Source organism: Stenotrophomonas sp. MYb238 (genome assembly GCF_009496535.1).
In the GTDB taxonomy this organism is placed as follows: Bacteria; Pseudomonadota; Gammaproteobacteria; order Xanthomonadales; family Xanthomonadaceae; genus Stenotrophomonas.
Map to the genome: position 1 here is coordinate 59,224 of NZ_WIDL01000022.1, position 20,518 is coordinate 79,741.

25 protein-coding genes are annotated in these 20,518 nt (G+C 69.7%); 9 read left to right on the forward strand and 16 right to left on the reverse strand.

Going from position 1 to position 20,518, the window contains the following annotated elements:
* Positions 1-57: 57 nt before the first annotated feature.
* Both CQ393_RS18370 and CQ393_RS18275 read left to right on the forward strand, forming a co-directional pair.
* Positions 58-180 carry a hypothetical protein gene (locus CQ393_RS18370; protein WP_265588110.1) on the forward strand — a complete coding sequence of 41 codons (123 nt, stop codon included), beginning with the start codon at positions 58-60 and terminating at the stop codon, positions 178-180.
* 3 nt (positions 181-183) lie between these two features.
* The gene (locus tag CQ393_RS18275) at positions 184-339 is read left to right on the forward strand and encodes a diguanylate cyclase (protein ID WP_343199984.1); all 156 of its coding nucleotides are present in this window, start codon (positions 184-186) and stop codon (positions 337-339) included.
* 6 nt (positions 340-345) lie between these two features.
* On the opposite strand, the gene CQ393_RS14415 is transcribed toward CQ393_RS18275, so the two are convergent.
* From CQ393_RS14415 to CQ393_RS14425, 3 genes are all read right to left on the reverse strand, one after another.
* Complete coding sequence (locus CQ393_RS14415) at positions 346-1,269, reverse strand: DMT family transporter (protein ID WP_153192338.1); 924 nt, start codon at positions 1,267-1,269, stop codon at positions 346-348.
* Positions 1,270-1,315: 46 nt separating this feature from the next.
* On the reverse strand, positions 1,316-2,155 hold the full coding sequence (locus tag CQ393_RS14420; RefSeq protein WP_153192340.1) for a DUF72 domain-containing protein: 840 nt from the start codon (positions 2,153-2,155) through the stop codon (positions 1,316-1,318).
* A gap of 90 nt (positions 2,156-2,245) precedes the next feature.
* On the reverse strand, positions 2,246-2,677 hold the full coding sequence (locus CQ393_RS14425) for a VOC family protein (RefSeq protein ID WP_153192341.1): 432 nt from the start codon (positions 2,675-2,677) through the stop codon (positions 2,246-2,248).
* Positions 2,678-2,813: 136 nt separating this feature from the next.
* On the opposite strand from CQ393_RS14425, the gene CQ393_RS14430 reads away from it, so the two are divergent.
* On the forward strand, positions 2,814-4,358 hold the full coding sequence (locus CQ393_RS14430) for a serine hydrolase (protein WP_153192384.1): 1,545 nt from the start codon (positions 2,814-2,816) through the stop codon (positions 4,356-4,358).
* A gap of 230 nt (positions 4,359-4,588) precedes the next feature.
* Complete coding sequence (locus CQ393_RS14435; RefSeq protein WP_153192344.1) at positions 4,589-6,421, forward strand: ABC transporter ATP-binding protein; 1,833 nt, start codon at positions 4,589-4,591, stop codon at positions 6,419-6,421.
* 107 nt (positions 6,422-6,528) lie between these two features.
* Here the strand turns inward: CQ393_RS14435 and CQ393_RS14440 are convergent, their stop codons facing one another.
* The 9 genes from CQ393_RS14440 to CQ393_RS14480 all read right to left on the reverse strand — a co-directional run bounded on the left by CQ393_RS14440 (position 6,529) and on the right by CQ393_RS14480 (position 12,527).
* Complete coding sequence (locus CQ393_RS14440) at positions 6,529-7,041, reverse strand: DUF1993 domain-containing protein (protein WP_153192346.1); 513 nt, start codon at positions 7,039-7,041, stop codon at positions 6,529-6,531.
* Positions 7,042-7,265: 224 nt separating this feature from the next.
* Positions 7,266-7,838, reverse strand: coding sequence for a TMEM175 family protein (locus tag CQ393_RS14445; RefSeq protein WP_153192348.1), 573 nt, complete (start codon positions 7,836-7,838; stop codon positions 7,266-7,268).
* 71 nt (positions 7,839-7,909) lie between these two features.
* Positions 7,910-8,404, reverse strand: a complete 495-nt coding sequence (locus CQ393_RS14450) for a DUF1801 domain-containing protein (RefSeq protein WP_153192350.1) — start codon at positions 8,402-8,404, stop codon at positions 7,910-7,912.
* Positions 8,405-8,442: 38 nt separating this feature from the next.
* Positions 8,443-8,694: a DUF6868 family protein gene (locus CQ393_RS14455; protein WP_153192353.1), complete on the reverse strand. Its 252-nt coding sequence runs from the start codon at positions 8,692-8,694 to the stop codon at positions 8,443-8,445.
* A 32-nt stretch (positions 8,695-8,726) separates the two neighbouring features.
* On the reverse strand, positions 8,727-9,065 hold the full coding sequence (locus CQ393_RS14460) for a tRNA-binding protein (RefSeq protein WP_153192355.1): 339 nt from the start codon (positions 9,063-9,065) through the stop codon (positions 8,727-8,729).
* A 112-nt stretch (positions 9,066-9,177) separates the two neighbouring features.
* Positions 9,178-9,666 (reverse strand): LuxR family transcriptional regulator, encoded by a 489-nt coding sequence (locus tag CQ393_RS14465; RefSeq protein ID WP_153192357.1) that lies wholly within the window; start codon positions 9,664-9,666, stop codon positions 9,178-9,180.
* 67 nt (positions 9,667-9,733) lie between these two features.
* Positions 9,734-10,285 carry a hypothetical protein gene (locus tag CQ393_RS14470; RefSeq protein WP_153192359.1) on the reverse strand — a complete coding sequence of 184 codons (552 nt, stop codon included), beginning with the start codon at positions 10,283-10,285 and terminating at the stop codon, positions 9,734-9,736.
* A gap of 54 nt (positions 10,286-10,339) precedes the next feature.
* Positions 10,340-10,585, reverse strand: coding sequence for a hypothetical protein (locus CQ393_RS14475; RefSeq protein ID WP_153192361.1), 246 nt, complete (start codon positions 10,583-10,585; stop codon positions 10,340-10,342).
* Positions 10,586-10,724: 139 nt separating this feature from the next.
* Entirely contained in the window at positions 10,725-12,527 is a 1,803-nt protein-coding gene (locus CQ393_RS14480; protein WP_153192363.1) for a DUF885 domain-containing protein, read from the reverse strand.
* Between the two features lie 192 nt (positions 12,528-12,719).
* On the opposite strand from CQ393_RS14480, the gene CQ393_RS14485 reads away from it, so the two are divergent.
* Together CQ393_RS14485 and CQ393_RS14490 are read left to right on the forward strand one after the other, a co-directional pair.
* Positions 12,720-13,076 (forward strand): GFA family protein, encoded by a 357-nt coding sequence (locus CQ393_RS14485; RefSeq protein WP_153192365.1) that lies wholly within the window; start codon positions 12,720-12,722, stop codon positions 13,074-13,076.
* Between the two features lie 26 nt (positions 13,077-13,102).
* On the forward strand, positions 13,103-13,870 hold the full coding sequence (locus CQ393_RS14490; protein ID WP_153192386.1) for a DUF4349 domain-containing protein: 768 nt from the start codon (positions 13,103-13,105) through the stop codon (positions 13,868-13,870).
* Between the two features lie 81 nt (positions 13,871-13,951).
* On the opposite strand, the gene CQ393_RS14495 is transcribed toward CQ393_RS14490, so the two are convergent.
* Positions 13,952-14,182: a hexameric tyrosine-coordinated heme protein gene (locus CQ393_RS14495; RefSeq protein ID WP_153192367.1), complete on the reverse strand. Its 231-nt coding sequence runs from the start codon at positions 14,180-14,182 to the stop codon at positions 13,952-13,954.
* 125 nt (positions 14,183-14,307) lie between these two features.
* Positions 14,308-14,601 (reverse strand): hypothetical protein, encoded by a 294-nt coding sequence (locus CQ393_RS14500; protein WP_153192369.1) that lies wholly within the window; start codon positions 14,599-14,601, stop codon positions 14,308-14,310.
* A gap of 209 nt (positions 14,602-14,810) precedes the next feature.
* Here CQ393_RS14500 and CQ393_RS14505 point away from each other — a divergent pair, with 209 nt between their 5' ends.
* Positions 14,811-15,683, forward strand: a complete 873-nt coding sequence (locus CQ393_RS14505; RefSeq protein ID WP_153192371.1) for a DMT family transporter — start codon at positions 14,811-14,813, stop codon at positions 15,681-15,683.
* 62 nt (positions 15,684-15,745) lie between these two features.
* Here CQ393_RS14505 and CQ393_RS14510 read toward each other — a convergent pair whose 3' ends face one another.
* A complete protein-coding gene (locus CQ393_RS14510) occupies positions 15,746-16,642 on the reverse strand; it encodes a peptidylprolyl isomerase (protein ID WP_153192373.1) in 897 nt (298 codons plus the stop codon).
* Positions 16,643-16,795: 153 nt separating this feature from the next.
* Here CQ393_RS14510 and CQ393_RS14515 point away from each other — a divergent pair, with 153 nt between their 5' ends.
* On the forward strand, positions 16,796-17,161 hold the full coding sequence (locus CQ393_RS14515; RefSeq protein ID WP_153192375.1) for a PadR family transcriptional regulator: 366 nt from the start codon (positions 16,796-16,798) through the stop codon (positions 17,159-17,161).
* Complete coding sequence (locus tag CQ393_RS14520) at positions 17,158-18,135, forward strand: sensor domain-containing protein (protein ID WP_153192378.1); 978 nt, start codon at positions 17,158-17,160, stop codon at positions 18,133-18,135. Before CQ393_RS14515 ends, CQ393_RS14520 begins: the two co-directional genes overlap by 4 nt.
* 63 nt (positions 18,136-18,198) lie before the next feature.
* On the opposite strand, the gene CQ393_RS14525 is transcribed toward CQ393_RS14520, so the two are convergent.
* Entirely contained in the window at positions 18,199-20,319 is a 2,121-nt protein-coding gene (locus tag CQ393_RS14525; RefSeq protein ID WP_153192380.1) for a prolyl oligopeptidase family serine peptidase, read from the reverse strand.
* Positions 20,320-20,518: the final 199 nt, after the last annotated feature.

The window sequence follows — 20,518 nt, forward strand, 5'->3', positions numbered from 1 at the left end:
CAACGGCATCCATGGACATACCGAGGGCGACCGGCGCTGCTAGTCGAACTGGCCGGCGTGCTGCGCGCGCAGTTCGCCGGGCGGGGCATGGCCGCGCGCTACGGCGGCGAGGCGTTCGCGGTCCTGATGCCGGACACGCCGCTGGCGCAGGCCGAGCTGCAATGCCAGTACCTGCGCTAAGCGGTGGCGCACCTGCCGACGGGGTTGCCGGTCACGGTCGGCATCGGGCTGGCGGCGCACCGTCCTGGCGAATCGGCGCAGGACACCCTGCGCCGCGCCGATGCCGCGCTCTACCAGGCCAAGGCGCAGGGGCGCGACCGCGTGGTGCTCGCCGGCTGAGAGCGTCTATTCCAGCCCGGCGCCGGCAGCGGGCACGGGACGCGCGCGGTTGAGCAGCGGGTGCAGGAACACCGCGCCGATGATGATCGCCACGCCCAGGTAGAACAGCGGCGTGAGCTCGCGCTGTTCGCCCAGGAACAGCATCGCCAGCACGATCGCGTAGACCGGTTCCAGGTTGGTGACCAGCTGCATGGTGTAGGCGCTGAGATGGCGCAGCGCCACCAGCGCCAGCGCGAACGGCAGCAGCGTGCACAGGCCCGACAGCGCCAGCAGCAGGACGCCGTCGTGCAGCCCGGGGATCACCCACAGGTCGCTGGCCAGCGCCGGCAGCAGCAGCGGCAGCACCGGCGCCAGCAGGGTCAGGGTGAGCGTGCCGGCGCCCAGTTCCAGCGCGGTGACGGTCAGCGGGTCGGCATGGCTGACCAGGCGCTTGTTGAACGAGCCGAACACGGCCACCAGCAGCGCCGACAGCGCGCCCACCGCCACGCCCAGGCGCATGCCGTCGGGCACGCCGCCGACCACCAGCGCCACGCCCGGCAGCACCGCCAGGCCGAAGGCCAGTTCGCGCGGCTGGAACGGCCGCCGGGCGATCCACGGCTCGACGATGGCGGTGAACACCGGCGCCAGCGCGATGCAGGTGGCCGCCACCGAGGCGTTGGCCAGCTTCACCGCGCCATAGAAGGTAAGCCAGTGCAGCGCCACCAGCGCGCCGATGCCGCAATAGCCCAGCGCCAGCCGCGGCGTGAGCGCCGACAGCCCGCGCCAGACCCGCGGCAGCAGCGCCAGCATCGCCACCACCAGCAGCATGCGCCACCACACCAGCGGCAGCGCGGGCAGGGTGATGAGCTTGCCGAGGATGGCGGTCACGCCCCACAGCAGCACGCAGAAATGGATCTGCAGCAGGGCCTTGCGGGTATCGGGATTGGGCATCGGCAGATTGTCGCCGATGTGTGTGGCCGACGCCGTTTCCGGAGCTTCAGTTTCCGCCCAGCAGGCGCAGCAGTTCGCGCGCCGCCGCCGGATTGCGGTGCTTGGCCGCGCTGATGAAGTAGACGAACACCTCGCGCGGCGCCGGCGTGGCCGCCACCGGGCTGGCGTGCGGCAGGTCGTGCGGGTCGCGGCCGTGCCGCCAGTCGCCGATGCGCTGGGCCCAGTACGCCAGTTCCCGCGGCGGATAGCCGGCGACGCACTCGTCGCGGCTGCGCATCAGCCGCGCGTAGACGAAGTCGGCGCACAGGTCGGCGGCGTTGGGGTGGTCCGGCGAATCGGTGAAGACCAGCGCCATCCCGCGTCGCCGCGCCAGCGCGACCAGTCCGGCATCGAGGAAGGCCGGGTCGCGGATTTCCAGCGCGTGCCGCTGCGCATGGCCGTCCACCTGCGGCGGCAGCAGGTCGAGGAAGGCGGCGAAGTCGTCGCGGTCCAGCGTGCGCCCGGCCTCGAACTGCCAGACCAGCGGCCCCAGCCGGTCGCCCAGCGCGGCGATCCCGGCGATGAAGTCCTCCACCTGCGCGCCGGTGCCGGCCAGCCGCCGCGCGCTGGTGATGCGCTTGGGCGCCTTGGCCGAGAACACGAAGCCTTCCGGCGTGGCGTCGCGCCAGCCGGCGTAGATGGCCGGCTTCTGCGTGCCGTAGTAGGTGCTGTTGATCTCGATGGCGGTCAGCTGGCGGCTGGCGTATTCCAGCTCGCGCCGCTGCACCAGCCCCGGCGGGTAGAACATGCCGCCGCGCCAGGGCGCGTAGGTCCAGCCGCCGATGCCGACGTGCACGCCCTGCGCGACAGAGGGGCTGGCGGGTGCGGGAGCGAAAAGATCATCCATGGGCGGTTCCGGGCGGGACGTCATCGCGCCGATTCTATCGGCACGTTCCGCACGCGCATCGCCGCGGCGCATGTCGATGCCATCGCCGGCCTACGGCGTCTGCGCCGCCCACGGGTCGTAGCTGCCGAACCACCACAGGTGGCCTTCCGGATCGCGGCAGGCGTAGCCGCGGCCGCCGTAGTCCTGGTCGGCGATGTCGATGACGATCTCCGCGCCGGCCGCCGTGGCGCGCGCGTAGTGGGCATCGGCGTCGCCCACGATCACGCAGGCGCTCTGCGTCTCCATGCCACCCACTTCGTCGGGCTGGATCATGTTGCTGCCCCAGGCGCCGGGCTGCACCGACCCCAGCATCACCATGCCGTTGCCGAACACCAGCTGCGCGTGGTGCACGGTATTGCCGTCCTGGTAGACGGCGTGGCGCTGGAAGCCGAAGGCGCGGCACAGCCAGTCGATGGCCGCTGGCGCGTCGCGGTAGCGCAGGCACGGGATGATGGTGGCGGTGGTGCGGGCGGCGAGGTCCATGGCGGCGTCGTTCCAATGGCGTGGAGGGCGAGGGTGGCCGCGGCCGCGTTACCATCGCGAGAAGGCCGGCATGCCGGCATCGATCCAGAGGGAGAGCGCATTGAACAGGTGGCTGGGGAGCGGGCTGGTACTCGCGATGGGCGTGGCGGCGCAGGTGGCGGACGCACAGGAGGCGGCGATGCCGGGGGAACTTCAGCAGCTCGATGCCACGGTGGAGCGGGTGCGGCAGCAGTTCGACGTGCCGGGCGTGGCGGTGGCCGTGGTGAAGGACGGCAAGGTGGTGCTGGAACGCGGCTGGGGCCTGCGCGAGATCGGCAAGCCCGAGCCGGTGCAGGCCGACACGCTGTTCGCCATCGCCTCCAACACCAAGGCCTTCACCGCCACCTCGCTGAACCTGCTGGCCGAGGAAGGCAGGCTGAAGATGAGCGACCGGGTGATCGACCACCTGCCGTCCTTCCGCATGTCCGATCCCTACGTCACCGGCGAGATGCGCATCCGCGACCTGCTCTCGCACCGCAGCGGCCTGAGCCTGGGCGCCGGCGACCTGCTGTTCTGGCCGACCACCACCTACAGCAACGCCGAGGTGGTGGCGCGGCTGGCGCAGGTGCCGCTGAAGAACGGTTTCCGCGACCGCTACGCCTACGACAACATCCTCTACGCGGTGGCGCAGCAGGTGATCGAAAAGGTGTCCGGCCTGTCGTACGCGGATTTCCTGCAGCAGCGCATCTTCGACAAGGTCGGCATGGCCGGTACCCGCTACAACGCCGACCACCTCCGGCCCGGCGACAAGCCGGCCATCGGCCACGCCAAGTTCGACTTCAAGGACCTGCGCCCGGTGGCGCCGCTGACCTGGTCCAACAACGCCGGCGCTGGCGGCATCTATTCCAGCGTGCACGATCTGGCCCGATGGATGAACGTGCAGCTGGCCGGCGGCAGGCTGGCCGACGGCACGCCGCTGTTCTCGGAGAAAACCCAGCAGCAGATGTGGCAGATGCAGATCCCGCAGGTGGTGGCCGCGCCCTCGGTGCCGGAACTGGCGCCGGCCAAACCCAACTTCGCCGGTTACGGCGAGGGCTGGAGCCTGAGCGATTACCGCGGGCAGAAGCTGGTGTGGCACACCGGCGGCTGGCCGGGGCAGGTGTCGCGGCTGACCCTGGTGCCCGAACAGAACCTGGGCGTGGTGGTGCTGACCAACCAGGAATCGGGCGCGGCGTTCAACGCCATCACCCTGAGCGTGCTCGACGCGATGCTGGGCGCGCCCGCGCACGACTGGGTGGCCGCCTACGCCGCCAGCGTCGCCAAGGCGCAGGACAGCGCCGACGAAGGCTGGCGCAGGCACGTGGCCGCACGCGATACGAAGAGCCGGCCGTCGCTGCCGCTGTCCGGCTATGCCGGCACCTATCGCGATGCGTGGTACGGCGACGTGCACGTGGAGCAGAAGGGCGGCAAGCTGCGCCTGCGCTTCGGCGCTACTGCCGATCTGCAGGGCACGATGGAGCACTGGCAGCACGACACCTTCCTCGTGCGCTGGGACAACCGCTCGCTCAACGCCGACGCCTTCGTCAACTTCAGCCTCGACCCCGACGGCAAGGTGCGCGAAGTGCGCATGCAGGCGGTCTCCTCGCTGACCGATTTCAGCTTCGACTTCCAGGACCTGCTGCTGGTGCCGGTGAAGGAATGATGGTCTGCGCGGCGCCTGGCCGATAGCAGGCGCCGCACACCCGTAGGAGCGCACATCCGTGCGCGATGGGGCTTTACCGGCAAGCCCCATCGCGCACGGATGTGCGCTCCTACATAGGGATGCAGAGCGAGGTGGCCGCCGACCGGCAGCGGTTCCTTCCTGCCCACTACCACCTGACCGGCGCACATACGCGACAATGCCCGGCATTGTCCGTCCGCTGGTCCTTCTCCATGTTCCGTTGGTTCGAATCCCGCCTCGACCCGTTCCCGTCCGATCCGCCCACGCAGCCGCCGCGCGGCCTGTATGCCTTCTGCCGCCACTACACGCGCGGCGCGGAGAAATGGCTGCTGCTGATGGCGCTGACCACCGCGGGCATCGCTGTGGCCGAGCTGGCGCTCTACGCCTATGTCGGTTCGCTGGTGGACCGGCTCGGCGCCAGCACGCCGGCCACCTTCCTCGACGCCGAAGGGCCGCGCCTGCTGTGGATGGGGCTGCTGGTGCTGGTCGCGCTGCCGCTGCTGGTGCTGGTCAATTCGCTGGTGCAGCACCAGACCCTGCTCGGCAATTTCCCGATGCGCATCCGCTGGAGCGTGCACCGCTACCTGCTGCGGCAGTCGATGGGCTATTTCCAGGACGAGTTCGCCGGGCGCATCGCCACCAAGCTGATGCAGACCTCGCTGGCGGTGCGCGAGACGGTGGTCAAGCTGTTCGACATCGGCAACTACGTGCTGGTGTTCTTCCTCGGTACCCTGGCGGTGGCCGGCGCGGCGGACTGGCGGATGATGCTGCCGTTCATGGCCTGGCTGGTCGGCTACGCGCTGTTGATGTGGCATTTCGTGCCGCGCATGGAGCGCATCTCGCGCGAGCAGGCCGACGCGCGCTCGGAGATGACCGGGCGCATCGTGGACAGCTACACCAACATCGCCACGGTCAAGCTGTTCTCGCATTCGCGGCGCGAGCAGGCCTACGCGCGCCAGGCCATGGCCGGCTTCCTGGACAAGGTGCACCCGCAGATGCGGCTGGCCACGCGCATCTACTCGCTGCTGTATGCGCTGAACATGTTGCTGCTGTTCTCGGCGGTGGCGCTGGGCCTGTGGCTGTGGCACGGCGGTTCGGTGAGCGCCGGCGCGGTCGCCGTATCGGTGGCGCTGGTGCTGCGCATGCTGGGCATGTCGCAGTGGATCATGTGGGAGCTGTCGGCGCTGTTTGAGAACATCGGCACCGTGCACGACGGCATCAACTCGATCTCGCTGCCGCCCACCGTGGACGACGTGCCCGGTGCCCCGGCATTGGCGGTGCGGGCCGGCGACATCCGTTTCGAGGGTGTTTCGTTCCACTACGGCAAGACTGGCGGCGTGATCGAAGGGCTGGACCTGCACGTGCGCGCCGGCGAGAAGATCGGCGTGGTCGGGCGTTCCGGCGCGGGCAAGTCCACCCTGGTCAACCTGCTGCTGCGTTTCCACGACGTGGAGCGCGGCCGCATCCTCGTCGATGGCATCGACATCGCCTCCGTGCAGCAGGACTCGCTGCGCGCGCAGGTGGGCGTGGTCACCCAGGACACCTCGCTGCTGCACCGCTCGATCCGCGACAACCTGCTCTACGGCCGTCCCGACGCCAGCGAGGAACAGCTGCGCGCGGCCGTGGCCAAGGCGCGCGCCGCCGACTTCATCGCCGAACTGCGCGACAGCGAGGGCCGCAGCGGCTACGACGCCCATGTCGGCGAGCGCGGCGTGAAGCTCTCCGGCGGCCAGCGCCAGCGCATCGCCATCGCCCGGGTGCTGCTCAAGGACGCGCCGATCCTGGTGCTGGACGAGGCGACCTCGGCGCTGGATTCGGAAGTGGAAGCGGCGATCCAGGAAAGCCTGGACGAACTGATGGGCGGCAAGACGGTGATCGCCATCGCCCACCGCCTGTCCACCATCGCGCGCATGGACCGACTGGTGGTGATGGACCAGGGCCGCATCGTCGAGACCGGCACCCACGCGCAGCTGCTCGACGCCGGTGGCCTGTACGCGCGGCTGTGGGCGCGGCAGACCGGCGGTTTCGTCGCCGTCGAGGACTGAGCATGCGCTGCCACCGGCCCGTGTACGCCACCGCTGGATGAAGAAGAAAGCCTCCGCCAGCAGTGCCGGCGGAGGCCTTCAGGCAGGCGCCGGCCCGCTCAGCGGACTCAGGGGGTGCCCATGTAGTCGCGCTTGCCGATCTCCACGCCGTTGTGGCGCAGGATCGCGTAGCTGGTGGTCACATGGAAGAAGAACTGCGGCAGGCCGTACTGCAGAAGGTACACATCGCCCTGCAGCTTCTTCTCCTTCGGCGTGCCGGCGCGCAGCACGATCTCGCGCGAATCGCTGCCTTCGAACTGCCCGGGGCTGAAACTGTCCACATGGGCCAGCGTCCTGGCGATCAGTTCCTGCAGTTCGGCGAAGCCGGCCTCGGGGTTGTCCGGCCACGACGGCACCTCGGTATTGCTCAGGCGCGAGCTGATGCCCTTGGCGAAATCGGCCGCGATCTGCACCTGGCGGACCAGCGGGAACATGTCGGGAAACAGGCGCGCACCCAGCAGCGCGGCCGGCTCGATCTTTTTCTCGGTGGCGTGGGCTTCGGCCTTGGCGAGCACCTCGGACAGGGCGCTGAGCATCTGCTTGAGGACGGGAACCGAAGCGCTGTACATCGAAAGGGACATGGTGGAACTCCGTGGAAGTGGAAACCGGCGTGGCGGGGCCACGCGCGCACTGAAACTTCCCACAGCATAGGCCGTGCGTGCCCGGGATGCGTGCGACGGCGGCAGTACGTTCAGCGACGCGGCATCACCCAGGTGCGCAACGTGGCCAACGCGGCGACGGGTACCGCTGCGCGGGCATCGCCGCCTCGTGCATCTGTCGCGACTCGATGCCGCGCCGGGGAGGTTCAGCCAATGCGCCGTTCAATGCGACGGTCCGGGATCAGCCAGAGCAGCGCCACCAGCGCGTAGGTTGCCTGTGCCAGATGCGCCTGCACGAAGCTCAGGCCGATGCCCACCAGGTACAGAATCGGCGACAGCCGGCCTTTCCAGTCGTGCGCCAGCATCTGCTTCAGTGTCGATCGGTCGCCTTCGGCGGCGATGATGCGCTGCTGCAGCAACCAGTACGCCAGCGCGGCGGCCAGCAGCACGACGCCATAGGCCGCGTTCGGCAGCGCCTGGGCGTGGTAGTCGTCCATCCAGCGGGTGCTGAACGGCAGCAGTGACAGCCAGAACAGCAGGTGCAGATTGGCCCACAGCACGCTGCCGGAAACGCGGGTGGCGGCCTGCAGCAGGTGGTGGTGATTGTTCCAGTAGATGCCCACGTAGACGAAGCTGAGCACATAGGCCAGCAACGTGGGAACCAGTGGTTTGAGCGCGACCAGCGTGGCGCCCTCCGGGGCTTTGATCTCCAGCACCATGATGGTGATGATGATCGCCAGTACGCCGTCGCTGAATGCTTCCAGACGTCCCTTGCCCATGTGCTGTCCCCGTTGCCTGCTGTCTTGGCGTTGCTCTCCCGCCGCGGGAGAGATGGACGGTCGATTCCGGCTCAACCGGCGGCCTTGCGCACCAGCGAGGCCAGCGCGGCGGCCTCGGCATCGCCGAAGCGGTGGATGGCGAATGCGGTGGGCCACAGGCCGCCCTCGTCCAGTTTCGCCTGGTCGCTGAAACCGAAGGTGGCGTAGCGCGTCTTGAACTTGCCCGCGCTCTGGAAGAAGCACAGCACCTTGCCGTCCTTCGCCCACGCCGGCATGCCGTACCAGGTGCGCGGCTGCAGTCCGGGCGCGGCGGCCATCACCAGCGCGTGGATGCGGCGCGCCACGTCGCGTTCGGCCGCCGGCATTTCATCGACGCGGGCCAGCAGGTCGGCCTCGCCCTCGGCGCTGCTGCGGCTGGCGCGCGCCTCGGCCTTCAGCTCGCGCGCCCGCGCCTTCATCGCAGCCTGTTCCTCCGCGGTGAAGCTGGCGGCGACCTTACTGGTGACGGCGGCCTTCTTCGCCGCGCTCTTGCGCGGGCTGCTGCCGGGGGCGGTGGTGCGGGCCATGGGATTCCTCGTCGGTTGGGGCGTGTCGGTGAAGGGTGTCAACCGCCGCTGCGCGCCAGCCAGAGCGCGGCCAGCGGCGCGAGATTGAACAGCAGGATGCCGATCTTGTAGGCGGCGATGCCGCCGTAGTGGATCGCGTCGAAGGCAGCCTCCGGCAATGCGAACCAGCGGCCGTGCAGCCGCCGCAGCGCGCCGCGCGCGGAGATGAAGACGATGAACCAGGTCAACAGCACGGCGTAGTTGAAAGCCAGCGACCACAGCAGGAAACGGCAGAGGAAATCGCTGTGCATGGCAGTGCTCCGCGAAGAGGCAAGGAAGCCCGTTACAGCAGCCGGGTGCCGAGCGGGACTTCATGCTCTGGCACGCACAGCGATACCTGTCCGTCGGCATTGTGGAAGCCGGTGACCAGGCATCCGGACATGATCGGCCCGATCTGTTTCGGCGGGAAGTTCACCACGGCCACCACCTGCTTGCCGACCAGCGTCTCCGGCGCATACAGGTCGGTGATCTGCGCGCTGGACTTGCGCACGCCGATCTCCGGGCCGAAGTCGACCTGCAGGATGTAGGCCGGCCTGCGCGCCTTCGCGAACGGCTCGGCGGCCACCACGCGGCCCACGCGCAGTTCCACCTTGGCGAAGTCGTTCCAGTCGATCGTTTCCATGGCGTGCGCCGGCAGGACGAGTGCGGATCAATAGCGCCGGCGGCCGCGGGCGTCAATGGCCGTCATCGCCGCCGGCGGTGCAGGCGGCCGCTCCCGGCCGCCATCGCGCCCGTCAGCGGCCGCCGTCCGCGCGCCTGAACAACGCCGTCCGCATCACCGGCGTGCCGTCCCTGAAGTAGGCCTCCGTCTCGGTCATGACGTTTCCGTCCGCGCTCAGCGAATACACCCGCGTGGAGCGGGGGATGCCTTCGTAGACGAACTGCATGACCAGCACGTCCGGGGCCGGCATCTTGGCGGCCAGCACGTCGACCCAGTACGTGCCCGAGGCGCGGCCGGGCGTGCCGTCCAGCGACAGGGTGGATTCGGAGTGCAGGGTCTTGTCGTTCTGGTCGAGGATCTCCACGCGTTCGTTCCAGCGGCCGTCGGGCGTCGCGGCGAAGGCGAGGCTGACGCGCTTCGGGCGCGCCTCCGGCGGCATCGGCAGGCTGTCCACGTCCAGGATCCACTGGCCGACCAGCGGCGAGGCGGCCGGCGAAGCGGCATGCGCGGGCGCGCCGGCCAGGGCGGCGGCGGACAGCAGTGCGGCAAGCAACACGTTCATGCGATCTCCCGGGGCGGGTTGGCGTCTGCTGGAGTGGATTCTGCTGGAGTGGATCATGCCCCGCGCGTCACGGGAACATCAGGGCGACCGCGCAGATGGTCAGCACGCCCAGGCCGGCACGGTGCCACAGCGGCCGTCCGGCGAAGATCAACGCCAAGGGGATGGCCAGCGGCAGGACGTACTTCACGGTGATGAACAGCGGCGCCTGCAGGAACGCGACGTCCTGGACGACGATGTTGCTGGCGAAGCTGATGCACGTCGGGATCAGCAGCGCGGTCATCAACGCACGCCTGTTTTCCATGTAGTAGTCGTCGGCGCAGGCATAACGGGCGTCCACCCGCGGGAACATGACGCGGCCGATGAAGATGTAGGGCAGGGCCATTCCCAGGCAGATCAGGACCATCCACGGGTCCATCGTGAGGCTGTCGCGTCCTTCCCAGAAAGAGGTCCACTGCCCGGCGGCGCGCAGCAGGATGAGAAGGCCGAGCAGGATCGTCGATGTGCCGGGGGCCGTGCTCGCCCGGTCGACCCAGCTGTCGGCGAAGCCGGTGATCACGTGCGCCACGGCAAGGCCGAGCAGCAGCGAGTACAGCGAGAACAGGAAACTGAAGCCGTCCATTTCTTCCCCTGTGGCAACGATGGATGCCGCGATGCGCCGTGTCGAAGCGCGGTGCTAGAGGTCGCGCAGCAGGGCCGCACGCTTGTGCTCGTATTCGACGTCGCTGACGAGCCCCTGGGATCGCAATGCGGCCAGTTCCTGGAGCCGCGCCGCGGTCGACGGCGGAGGGGAGGCCGCCGGCATGGCGCCCGCTTTTCCCGCGGCGCGGACCGCCAGCCAGACGAGCAGGCCCACGACGGCTGCGGCGGTACCCGCTGCCACGAGCAGGATGATCCAGTGCCAGATGCTGAAACCGCCCATTTCCTTCCCTCCCTGCAGTGCGCCGGAGTATCGGGTCTGCGCGGTGGGATGTGAAGGCGCCTGCGGGTCTGCGCCCCGGGCGGCGCAATGGCGAAGGCCCGGGAATCCCGGGCCTTCGCGCATCCATCGAGCCGGGCGATTACTCGATCGGCTGGTCCAGCATCAGCTGGCGCGCGAAGCGCACCGGCGGCGCACCGTAGGACAGGATCCGGTCGTGGTAGGCCTTGAGGTTGAAGTTGGCGCCCTGCTTCTCTTCCACCGCCTTGCGGGTGTCGAAGTGCTCCTGCGCGCCGACGAAGTAGGTCGGCAGCTGCGCCGAGGTGAGCTGGGCGCGCACCCACTTGCCGGCGGCCTCGCTTTCCTGCTGGAAGGCGTCGTGGGTCATCAGCTGCATGGCCTGCTCGCGGCTCCAGTTGTCCACGTGCACGCCCTGGTCGAGGATGGCGTTGGCAATGGTGCGCAGGTAGAACTTCAGCTGCACCAGGTGGAACAGCGGGTCGTTATCGAGATAGCCCTGTTCCTGCATCATGCGTTCGGTATAGACCGCCCAGCCTTCGGCGAACAGGCCCGAACGCAGCACGGCGCGCAGGGTGGAGGGGAACTTGCCCGAGTGCCAGCCTTCCAGGTAGTGGCCCGGCGTGCCCTCGTGGATCGACAGCAGGTGGATCATGCGGCTGTTGTATTCGCGCAGGAACGAATCGACCTGCTTGTCGTTCCAGTCGTCCGGGATCGGCGAGACCGCGTAGAAGGTCTTCAGGTTCTTGTCCAGCGGGCCGGGCGAATCGCAGTAGGCCACGGCCACGCCGCGCTGGAATTCGGGCATCAGGATGATGTCCACCGGCGCGTCGGGCAGGGTCATCAGGTCGTGCGTGCGCACGAACTCGGTGGACTGCGCCAGCGAGGCCTTGGCGTCCTCCACCACCTTGTCGCGCGCCGGCTTGTCGGCGTAGGCCAGTTCCAGCGCGGCCTCGATGGCCTTCTGCTGCTGCGCGTCGCTCGGCTCGGCCGGCATCTCCGGCGCGCCCGGCTTGTCCTTCAGCACCACCTGGGCGATGCCGTACATGTCCTTGCGCACGCGGGCCAGTTCGGCGCGGGCGCGCTCGCCGATCTCCGCGCGCGAGAGCGAGGAGTTGAGCGAGAACTTCAGCTTCTGGTCGTACTTCTCCGCGCCGATGCGGAAATCGCCCTTGGCGCTGGGCACCAGGGTCTTGTCCAGCCAGGTCTGCTGCTCTTCGACTGCCGTGGTCAGTTTGGCGATGGCGGCCTTCAGGCGTTCCTGGTCGGCGGCCTCGAGCTGGCCGATGTTGGGCACGATGAAGGTTTCAACCAGGCTGAGGATGCCGCGGTTCTGCTTGGCGACGGTCTCGGCGTGGATCTTCGGCACGCGCGCCGGGTCCAGGTTGGCGCGCGCGGCGGCGAAGATCTGCGGGATCTTCTCGATGCGCGCGGTGGCCGACTTCAGGCGCTCGGGCAGCGGCGCGAACTCGCGCGCCATCAGGCTGTAGATGGCGCTGCCGGCCAGGCCGTTGTAGACCTGCGGGTCCCACTGCCAGGACTGCAGGGTCTCGTTGCTCCAGATGTCGGACTGCAACTGGTTGCGCAGGATCGCGGCATCGACCTGGTTCTCGCGGCCGAGCTTGCTGGCATCGATCGTGTCCAGTTCGGCGAGCAGCGCCTTGCTGGCCTCCAGGCCCTTGCGCTGCCCGGCGGCGCTGAGGTCGTCGATCTCGGCGTCGTAGCGGTGGTCGCCGATCTGGGTGGCGCTGACCGGGGACAGCTGCATCCAGGTATCGAGCGCCTTCTTCGACAGTTCGGCGAACTGCGCGTCGGCCTGGCTCTGGCCGGCCTGCTCGGCGGCGGCGGTCGGGGCGGTCGGGGCGTCGCTGTTCTGGCAGCCGGCCAGGCTGGCCAGCAGGGCGGCGGCGAGCAGGTGCTTGCGCATGGGGATACCTGATTGCTGTGGGAAACGCGCAGCATAGGGCAGCGGCTGTGGCCGCGCCCATGCCATTGGCTTGGGCGCGGCCGGCGACTTCCGCTCCGGCCCGGCGGCAGGCTGGCGGCCCTTGGACCGGCGCCCTCGACGGATCGCGGGCGGGTTCCTACCATGGCGGCCGGTATCCATGGAGTCCGCGCGATGCGTTACGAAGGCAGCTGTCACTGCGGGCGCATCGCGTTCGCGTTCGAATCCGCCGAACCGATCACCGGCGCGTTGTCCTGCAACTGCTCGATCTGCCGGCGGCGCGGTTCGCTGCTGTGGTTCGGCCCGCGCAGCGCGTTCGAGCTGAAGAGCGACCCGGCCGGCCTGGAAAGCTACCGCTTCAACACCGGCCACATCGACCACCACCACTGCCGCGTCTGCGGCGTCGCCCCGTTCAGCGAGGCGCCGGACCCGCGCAGCGGCGAGCAGACGGTGGCGATCAACCTGCGCTGCGTCGCCGGCGTGGACCTGGACGCGCTGGAAATCACCCATTACGACGGAGCCAGCCGGTGAGGGCAGGGCCGCGCCGTTCCGGCGCCATGGCGGCCGCGCTGCTGGCGCTGGCACTGCTTGCCGGATGCGCCAGGCACGAGGCGGCCAGCGCCGGTGCGGGCGCCGAGGCCGCGCTGGCCTCGCCGCAGGGCGCGTTCCTGGCCTACGAGCACACGGTGCAGCTGCGCCTGCCCGGCGAGCAGATCGCGCCACGGCTGAAGGCAGTGTCAGAGGCCTGCCAGGGCGGTAAATTCGGCGACTGCGCGGTGCTGCAGCTGTCGCAGGGCGGCGGCGACACGGCCTCGGGCGCGATCGAGATGCGCATCGCGCCGCAGGGCGTGGAGCCGATCATCGCCCTGGCCAGCGCGCAGGGCGAGGTGACCGCGCGCGACACCCGTGCCGAGGATCTCGCGCAGCAGGTCGCCGATACCCGCCTGACCCAGGCGCGGCTGAAGAACGAGCACGCGCGCCTGGTCGAGTACCAGCAGCGCAAGGACCTGGCCGTGGCCGACCTGCTGACCCTGTCCCAGCGCCTGTCCGAGATCGAGGCGGGGCTGGAGCAGGCCGACCGCGATGCGGCCCAGCAGCACCGCCGCATCGACACGCAGAAGGTGACGATCCAGCTGGAATCGACCAGCAGCCAGCGCAATCGCAGCGAGATCGGCCGCGCGCTGGGCGAGTTCGGCGACATCTTCACCACCAGCCTGGCGTACCTGATCCGCATCTTCGCCGGCGTGCTGCCGCTGCTGCTGGTCGGTAGCGTGCTGCTGTGGGGTGGCCTGAAGCTGTGGCGCCGTCGCCGGAAGCGCGGCTGATCGCCTGTAGGAGCGCACCTTGGTGCGCGATGGGACTTTCCCGGTGAAGCCCATCGCGCACCAAGGTGCGCTCCTACGGGGTTAGGGCCGCCAGTAGTTGTTGGCCGCGGCCACCGTCTGGAAGTTGATGGCCACGACCTGCGAGGCGGCGGTGAGCCCGTCGGCGGAGTCGGCGTATTCCGGGCGCAGTTTCTGCAGGATGGACAGGTCCGGCTGCGTGTATTTGACGCCGCGGCGGCTCAGCAGCACGGCCAGTTCGAAGCCCTGCTGCGGCGTGGCGGTGACGAGGGTGTCGAGCCAGTGGTCGGTCATCGGGTGGTTTCCTGTGCCGGGTTGCGGACAGGCGAATGTGCGTCGTACCCGGCCGCGCCGTCTTGACCTGGATCAAGCCGCGCGCGGCGACGGGCCAGGCGCAGGCTTCCGGCGGCAGGGGCGGCTCAGCCCTCGTCGTGCTCGTACTCGATCACCAGCCCGCGTTCGCGCGCCAGCAGTTCCACCGCCTGCCGCGCCTTCTGCGCGGTGGCGGCGTTGCCGACTTCCACTTCCAGTTCATGGATGCCCGGGCCGATGTCGTCGGACAGGCCGGCCGAGCTGGAATCCTCGTCGTCCATGTGTGGCATCAGGTCGTCGGTTTCCTCCACGTGCTCGATGCCTTCCAGGCCATGCAGCAGGTCGCTTACGGCCAGGGCGTCGTCGGCGTTGCCGGTGATGCGGATGCGCAGCAGGGACATGGCGGTCTCCGTGGGAAGGGGCGTCCAGCTTGGGCAGCGGCCGCGCAAGGAGGCGTGAAGCGCGATGGATGCCGGCGCGACGGCGTGCGTCGCCGCGGTGTTTGTCAGCGCACCCGGTTGGGCGGATGCTTGCGTTCCATTACCGGAGGGATGTCCATGGCGTGCGAGGTGCGTGCGGGAAAGAGCGTGGCGGCGACAGGAGCGGCACGATGAGCGGTGCGACGCCGGCGGCCGCCGCGCGCGACTGGGCCACGCCGCTGGAACTGCTGGGCCTGGGCATGGTGTGGGGCTCGTCGTTCCTGTTCATGCGCATCGCGGTGCCCGATTTCGGCCCGTACGCGCTGGTGGAAGTGCGCCTGCTGCTCGGCGCGCTGGTGCTGATGCCGTTCCTGTGGCGCGCGCGGGCGCAGTTCCCGGCGCGGCGCTGGCTGTGGCTGGCGCCCATCGGCCTGGTCAATTCGGCGCTGCCGTTCGTGCTGTTCGCCTGGGCGGCCGAACGCGCGCCGGCGGCGATCGGCGCGATCTGCAATGCGATGACGGTGCTGTTCGCCGCATTGATCGGCTTCCTGTTCTTCGGCGAGAAGATCGGCCCGCGCCGCGCGTTCGCGCTGCTGGTCGGCTTTTCCGGCGTGGTGGTGCTGGCCACGGCGAAAGTCTCGGGCCTGGCGATCGGCGCGGCGGTGGCGGCCGGCACGGTGGCTGCGCTGCTCTACGGGCTGGGCGCCAATCTCGTCCGCCGCCACATGGCCGGGTTGCCGCCGGCGGCCTCGGCGGCGGCCACGCTGGGCTGCGCTTCGCTGTGGATGCTGCCGATGGCCCTGAGCCACTGGCCGCGGCAGCCGGTGCCGGCCGCATCGTGGGCCAGCGCCATCGCCCTGGGCATCCTTTGCACCGGCCTGGCGTTCCTGGTGTTCTACCGCCTGATCGGCCGGGTCGGACCCTCGCGCGCGGCCACCGTCACCTACCTGATCCCGCTGTTCGGCGCGCTGTTCGCCTGGCTGTTCCTCGGCGAGCCGGTGACCGTGCAGATGCTGATCGCCGGCGGCCTGATCCTGGGCAGCGTGGCGGTGAGCCAGCGCTAGCCGCCGGACATCAACGGCAGGCGGTGGTGACGGCCGCGGCCGTCACCCGCCCGCGCGTCCGCTCAACGCACCGGCAGCGGGATGTTGCACAGGTCGATGTGCCCGGCCGGACGCTTGTAGAAATCGTCGCGGCGGTTGCGGCGGGCTTCCACCGCATCGGCGAAGGTCCTGGAGTCGGTGCGCAGCACCCGCAGCGGCGTGCGCTGCGCGGCGGGCACGTCGCTGGCCAGGCGGATGGATCTGATCGGGGTGCGCTGCGCGGCATCCTCGTAGAAACCCATCGGGTCCGGGCCGCGCTTGATCGCGCTGAGCAGCTCCATGCCCTTGAGCACGCGCCCGACCAGGGTGATGTTGCGGTCGAGCTGGCGCGGCGACTGGCCGGTGACCACGTACAGCTCGGCGCCGAGGCTGCTGTCCTCGTCGTTGTTGCGGCCGGCGCCGACCGCACCGTAGCAGTGCGCCAGCCAGGTGTGTTCGCCGTCGCTGGCCACGGCGAAATCGCCGACGAAACCGGTCTGCGCGGCCCAGCCGTCGCGGTCGGGCAGGGCGGTGAAGCCCAGTCCGCGCGACGGCCGCTGGAACTCGGCGGGCAGGTGGGTCTTGGCGCTGCCCAGCGGCCGCGCCTTGGCCGGGTCGTCGCCGTCGGCATCGCCGAACTGGACCACGAAGTTGTCCTGCGAGCGGTAGATGCTGGTGCCGTTCCAGAAGCCCTCGCGCGCCAGCGTGCGGATGTTGCCGGCGTGCTCGGGCGCGAATTCCGGCGCCAGTTCGATGATCACGCGGCCGGCGTCCAGGTCCATGTACAGCAGGTTGTCGGCGGCCGGCTCGTGCCAGTCGCTGTCCGGTGATGCGGCGAGGATTTCCTGCACGTTGCGGTACTTGGCCGGCGCATCGGCGGCCAGCAGCGGCAGCGGGGACAGCATCAGGGCCAGGGCCAGCAGGGTCGGGCGTAGCGTCATCGGGCGCGTTCCGTGGTCGGGTGTGGGCCGATTCTGCGTGATCGCCCGCTACCGCCGCCAGACCGTGACGGGAGTGGGGTGACTACCGGCACATCCGCTATAGCGAAGTGAGTAATAGTGTTGGCTTCAGGTTAGTTGGCAGGAGCGGGGACCATGGGCGACTTCGAAGCCCAGCTGCGCAAATTCCAGAAGGAGCTCAGCGCCGGCACGGTATCGCTGGCGCTGCTGGCGGTGCTGGCCAAGGCGCGGGAGCCGCTGTACGGCTACCTGATCGCCAAGGAGCTGGAGCGCACCGGCGACGGCGTGCTCAGCGGCAAGCAGAGCGCGTTGTACCCGGTGCTGCGCAACCTGGAAGGCGCCGGCCTGCTGGAAAGCCATGTCGAGCCGTCGGTGGCCGGACCGCCGCGGCGCTATTACCGCATCAATGACGAGGGGCGCGCCGTGCTGCGGCAGTGGATCGCGGCCTGGAACGCCACCCGGGACTCGCTGGAGTCCGTACTGGAGGGAGTCGAACGATGAACAACGAGACCACCGCGCGGCCGCTGCCGACCACGATTCCCGAATACCTGGACCAGCTGCGCGCCGCGCTGGCCGGCGCCGACCCGGCGATGATCCAGGACGCGCTGTACGACGCCGAGGAATACCTGCGCTCGGAACTGGCCGAACAACCGGGCCGTAGCGAAGCCGAAGTGATCGCCGGCGTCGCCGGCAGCTACGGCGCGCCGGAGGAAGTGGCCGAGATCTACCGCGAGACCGAGGTGACGGTGATCCGCGCGCTGCGCACGCCGGCGGCCGGGCGCAGGCCCGCGCCGGTGCCGCCGATAGCGGCCGCCGCGGCGGGTGCGGCGGGTGCGGCGGTGCAGGCCAGGCCGCGCTCGGCGGCGGCGCGTTTCTTCGGCGTGGTGCTGGACCCGCATACCTATGGCGCGCTGTTCTACATGCTGCTGTCGCTGGTCACCGGCATCTTCTTCTTCACCTGGGTGGTGACCGGCCTGTCGCTGTCGGTGTCGCTGCTGATCCTGATCGTCGGCATCCCCGTGCTGCTGCTGTTCCTGGGATCGGTGCGGGTGCTGTCGCTGGTGGAGGGCCGCATCATCGAGACCCTGCTCGGCGTGCGCATGCCGCGGCGGCCGGCATACACCGACAGGAGCCAGGGCTGGCTGGCGCGGATCGGCGCGATGTTCACCGACGGCCGCACCTGGCTGACGATGCTGTACTTCGTGCTGATGCTGCCGCTGGGCGTGGCCTACTTCAGCGTGGCGACGACCCTGCTGTCGACGTCGCTGGCGCTGGTGTTCGCGCCGATGGCCGAGGTGGTGTTCGACCAGCCGGTCGGCATCTGGGTCGACGGCGTGAAAATGGCCGGCGGCGTCTGGCTGTGGCCGTTGTCCATCGCGGCGGGCCTGCTGCTGCTGTTCGCCACGCTGCACCTGGCGCGCGCCATCGGCAGGCTGCACGGTGCCGTGGCCAAGCACCTGCTGGTGCGGTTGTAGGCCGCGGCGGGAAACGAGGTTGTGCCTCGTGGCGCGCGTTGGGCGCGCCACGTGGCTTTCCAGCTAGTGGCCAAGCATCAGGCGGTCGATCAGGAACCCCATGCGCATCGCCATGAGGTCGGGGTTGCGCAGGGCGTCGCTCACCCCATGTCCGCCTTCCTCATCCTCCAGGAAGTAGGCCCTGGCACCGACGGACTGCAGCTTTGCGGCCAGTTTCCGCGCATGTCCCGGACCCACCCGGTTGTCCTCGGTGGAAATGGTGACCAGGAACGGCGGGTAGGGCACCCCGTCGCGTACGTTCTGGTAGGGGGAATAGGCCAGCATGGCCTTGGCCTGGGCAGGATCGTCCGGATTGCCGTACTCGTTCATCCACGCCGCGCCCATGCCCATGTAGCGCATGCGGATCAGGTCGGTCAGCGGCACGTCGCTGATCACCGCGTTGAACAGGTCCGGACGCTGTATGCCGAGGGTGGCGGCGAGCAGGCCGCCATTGGACGAGCCCAAGATTCCCGTGTGCCCGGGCGAGGTGTAGCCGCTGCGCTGCAGTTTCTCGATGACGGCGATGAAGTCGTCGTAGGAGTTCTGCCGCCGCTCGCGCATGGCCGCGCGGTGCCAGGCCTCGCCCCGCTCGTTGCCGCCGCGCGCGGCGGGGATGACCAGCGAGCCGCCGCGGTCCAGCCACAGCCTGAAGGCCGGGCCGCCGACGATGTAGCCGAAGTAGCCCGGGCGGAACGAGGTGGCGAAGGCCGCGTAGCCGGTGACCAGCAGCGGTTGCGGCGCGTCGGTCAGGTGGCGGGGACGCAGCAGGAAATAGTCCACCGGGGTACCGTCCCGGGAAACGGCGCTGCCGATCTCGGTCACATAATCGTCGCCGTCGTACATCACCGGGTCGCGGGCCAGCAGGAGCGGCGCGCGGCCGTCGCGATACAGCTCCTGGCGGCGCGGCGTGGTGAAGCCCTCGGTGGTGACGACCAGTTCGCTGCCGCCGCGGATGCCGATGGTGTCGCCGGGTTCGGCCTGGAAGACCTCGCGGCTTTTCCAGCCATCGCGGTCCGGTGTCGCCAGCAGCAGGCGCTGGCGCAGGTTGCGGTTGCTGACCAGCGCGACCTGGCCGCCGACCGATGCCACGTCCGCCTTGCCGTTGACGAATTCGCCGGCGCCCGGGGCGAAGATCACGCTGGCGCGGTCGTGCGCGCGGTCGTGCGCGCTGTCGTCCAGGCGATAGGCCAGCACGGTTTCGGCGTCGTAGCGCTTGCCGTCGATCTCCGCCGCGCTGCCCAGCTGCACGATGACGTGCGAGTCGGTGACGTCGATGGCGCCCATCGGCGCCAGGTCGCGCGGCAGCGGCAGTGGGTGGCGGCGGCCGTCGGCCTCGACCACGTGGATCTCGAACGTGGAGTAATCGATGGCGCGGGTGATGACGCCGCGCGGTGCGGTCGGGTCATGGCTTGCCGACAACTGCAGGATGGCGTCGCCGGGGGCGCCTTCGTATACGGTCCGGGCCTGCGACAGCGCCTGCCCCCGTTTCCACAGCGTGACCTGCGCCGGCCAGCCGGCGGCGGTGCGCGGACGCCCGTCGGCGGTGGTTTCCACCAGCAGCGCGTCGCGTCCCATCCACTGCGCGAAGGCGCGCGAACGCGGTACGCGGAAGCCGTCGGCGACGAAACGTTTCTGCGCCAGGTCGAATTCGCGGATCTCGACCTCGTCGCCGCCGCCCGGCGACAGGCGCAGCAGGCAACGCGCGGTCTCCGCCAGGCAACTGCCGCCAAGGTCGAAGGCCTGCAGCTCGAAGGCGATGCCTTCTTCCTCGCGCAGGCGCGCCACGTCCAGGACGGTCGTCCAGTCCGGCAACGGCGCGCCCTCCGCGGTGCGGCCGGCCGTCTGCAGCAGGCCGTGGGGATGGGCCGCGTCCTTGAAGAAGCGCAGGGCGCGCTGGCCCAGCAGCACCACGTCCGGTTCGGCCGGGCGCGCCTTCAGCAACGCATCGAGCTCCTTCCTGGCGCTGGCATAGGCGGGCAGGGCGCGCAGGGCGGCCGTGGACGATTGCGTGGCCTGGCGTGCCCAGGCCAGGGCCTTTTCGCCATGGGGCTGTTCCAGCCACTGGTCGTCGTTTTCTGAGGCGATGGCCGCCACCGCGATGGACGCGGTCGCGAGCATGGCCAGTTTCAGCAGATTCCTGGTCATTCGTGTTTCTCCGGAGGGCCGGGCAGCGCTGGCGCATGCCCGGCCGGGGGGATCAGTAGTCGTAGCGCAGCACGATGCCGAAGGTGCGCGGGCGCAACCGGTTGGCCACGCCCAGCGCGGTACGGGCGTTGAGCGCGCCGTTGTCGTCGGTCAGGTTCTCGCCGTACAGGTAGCCGGACCAGCCGCTGGGCGACTCCAG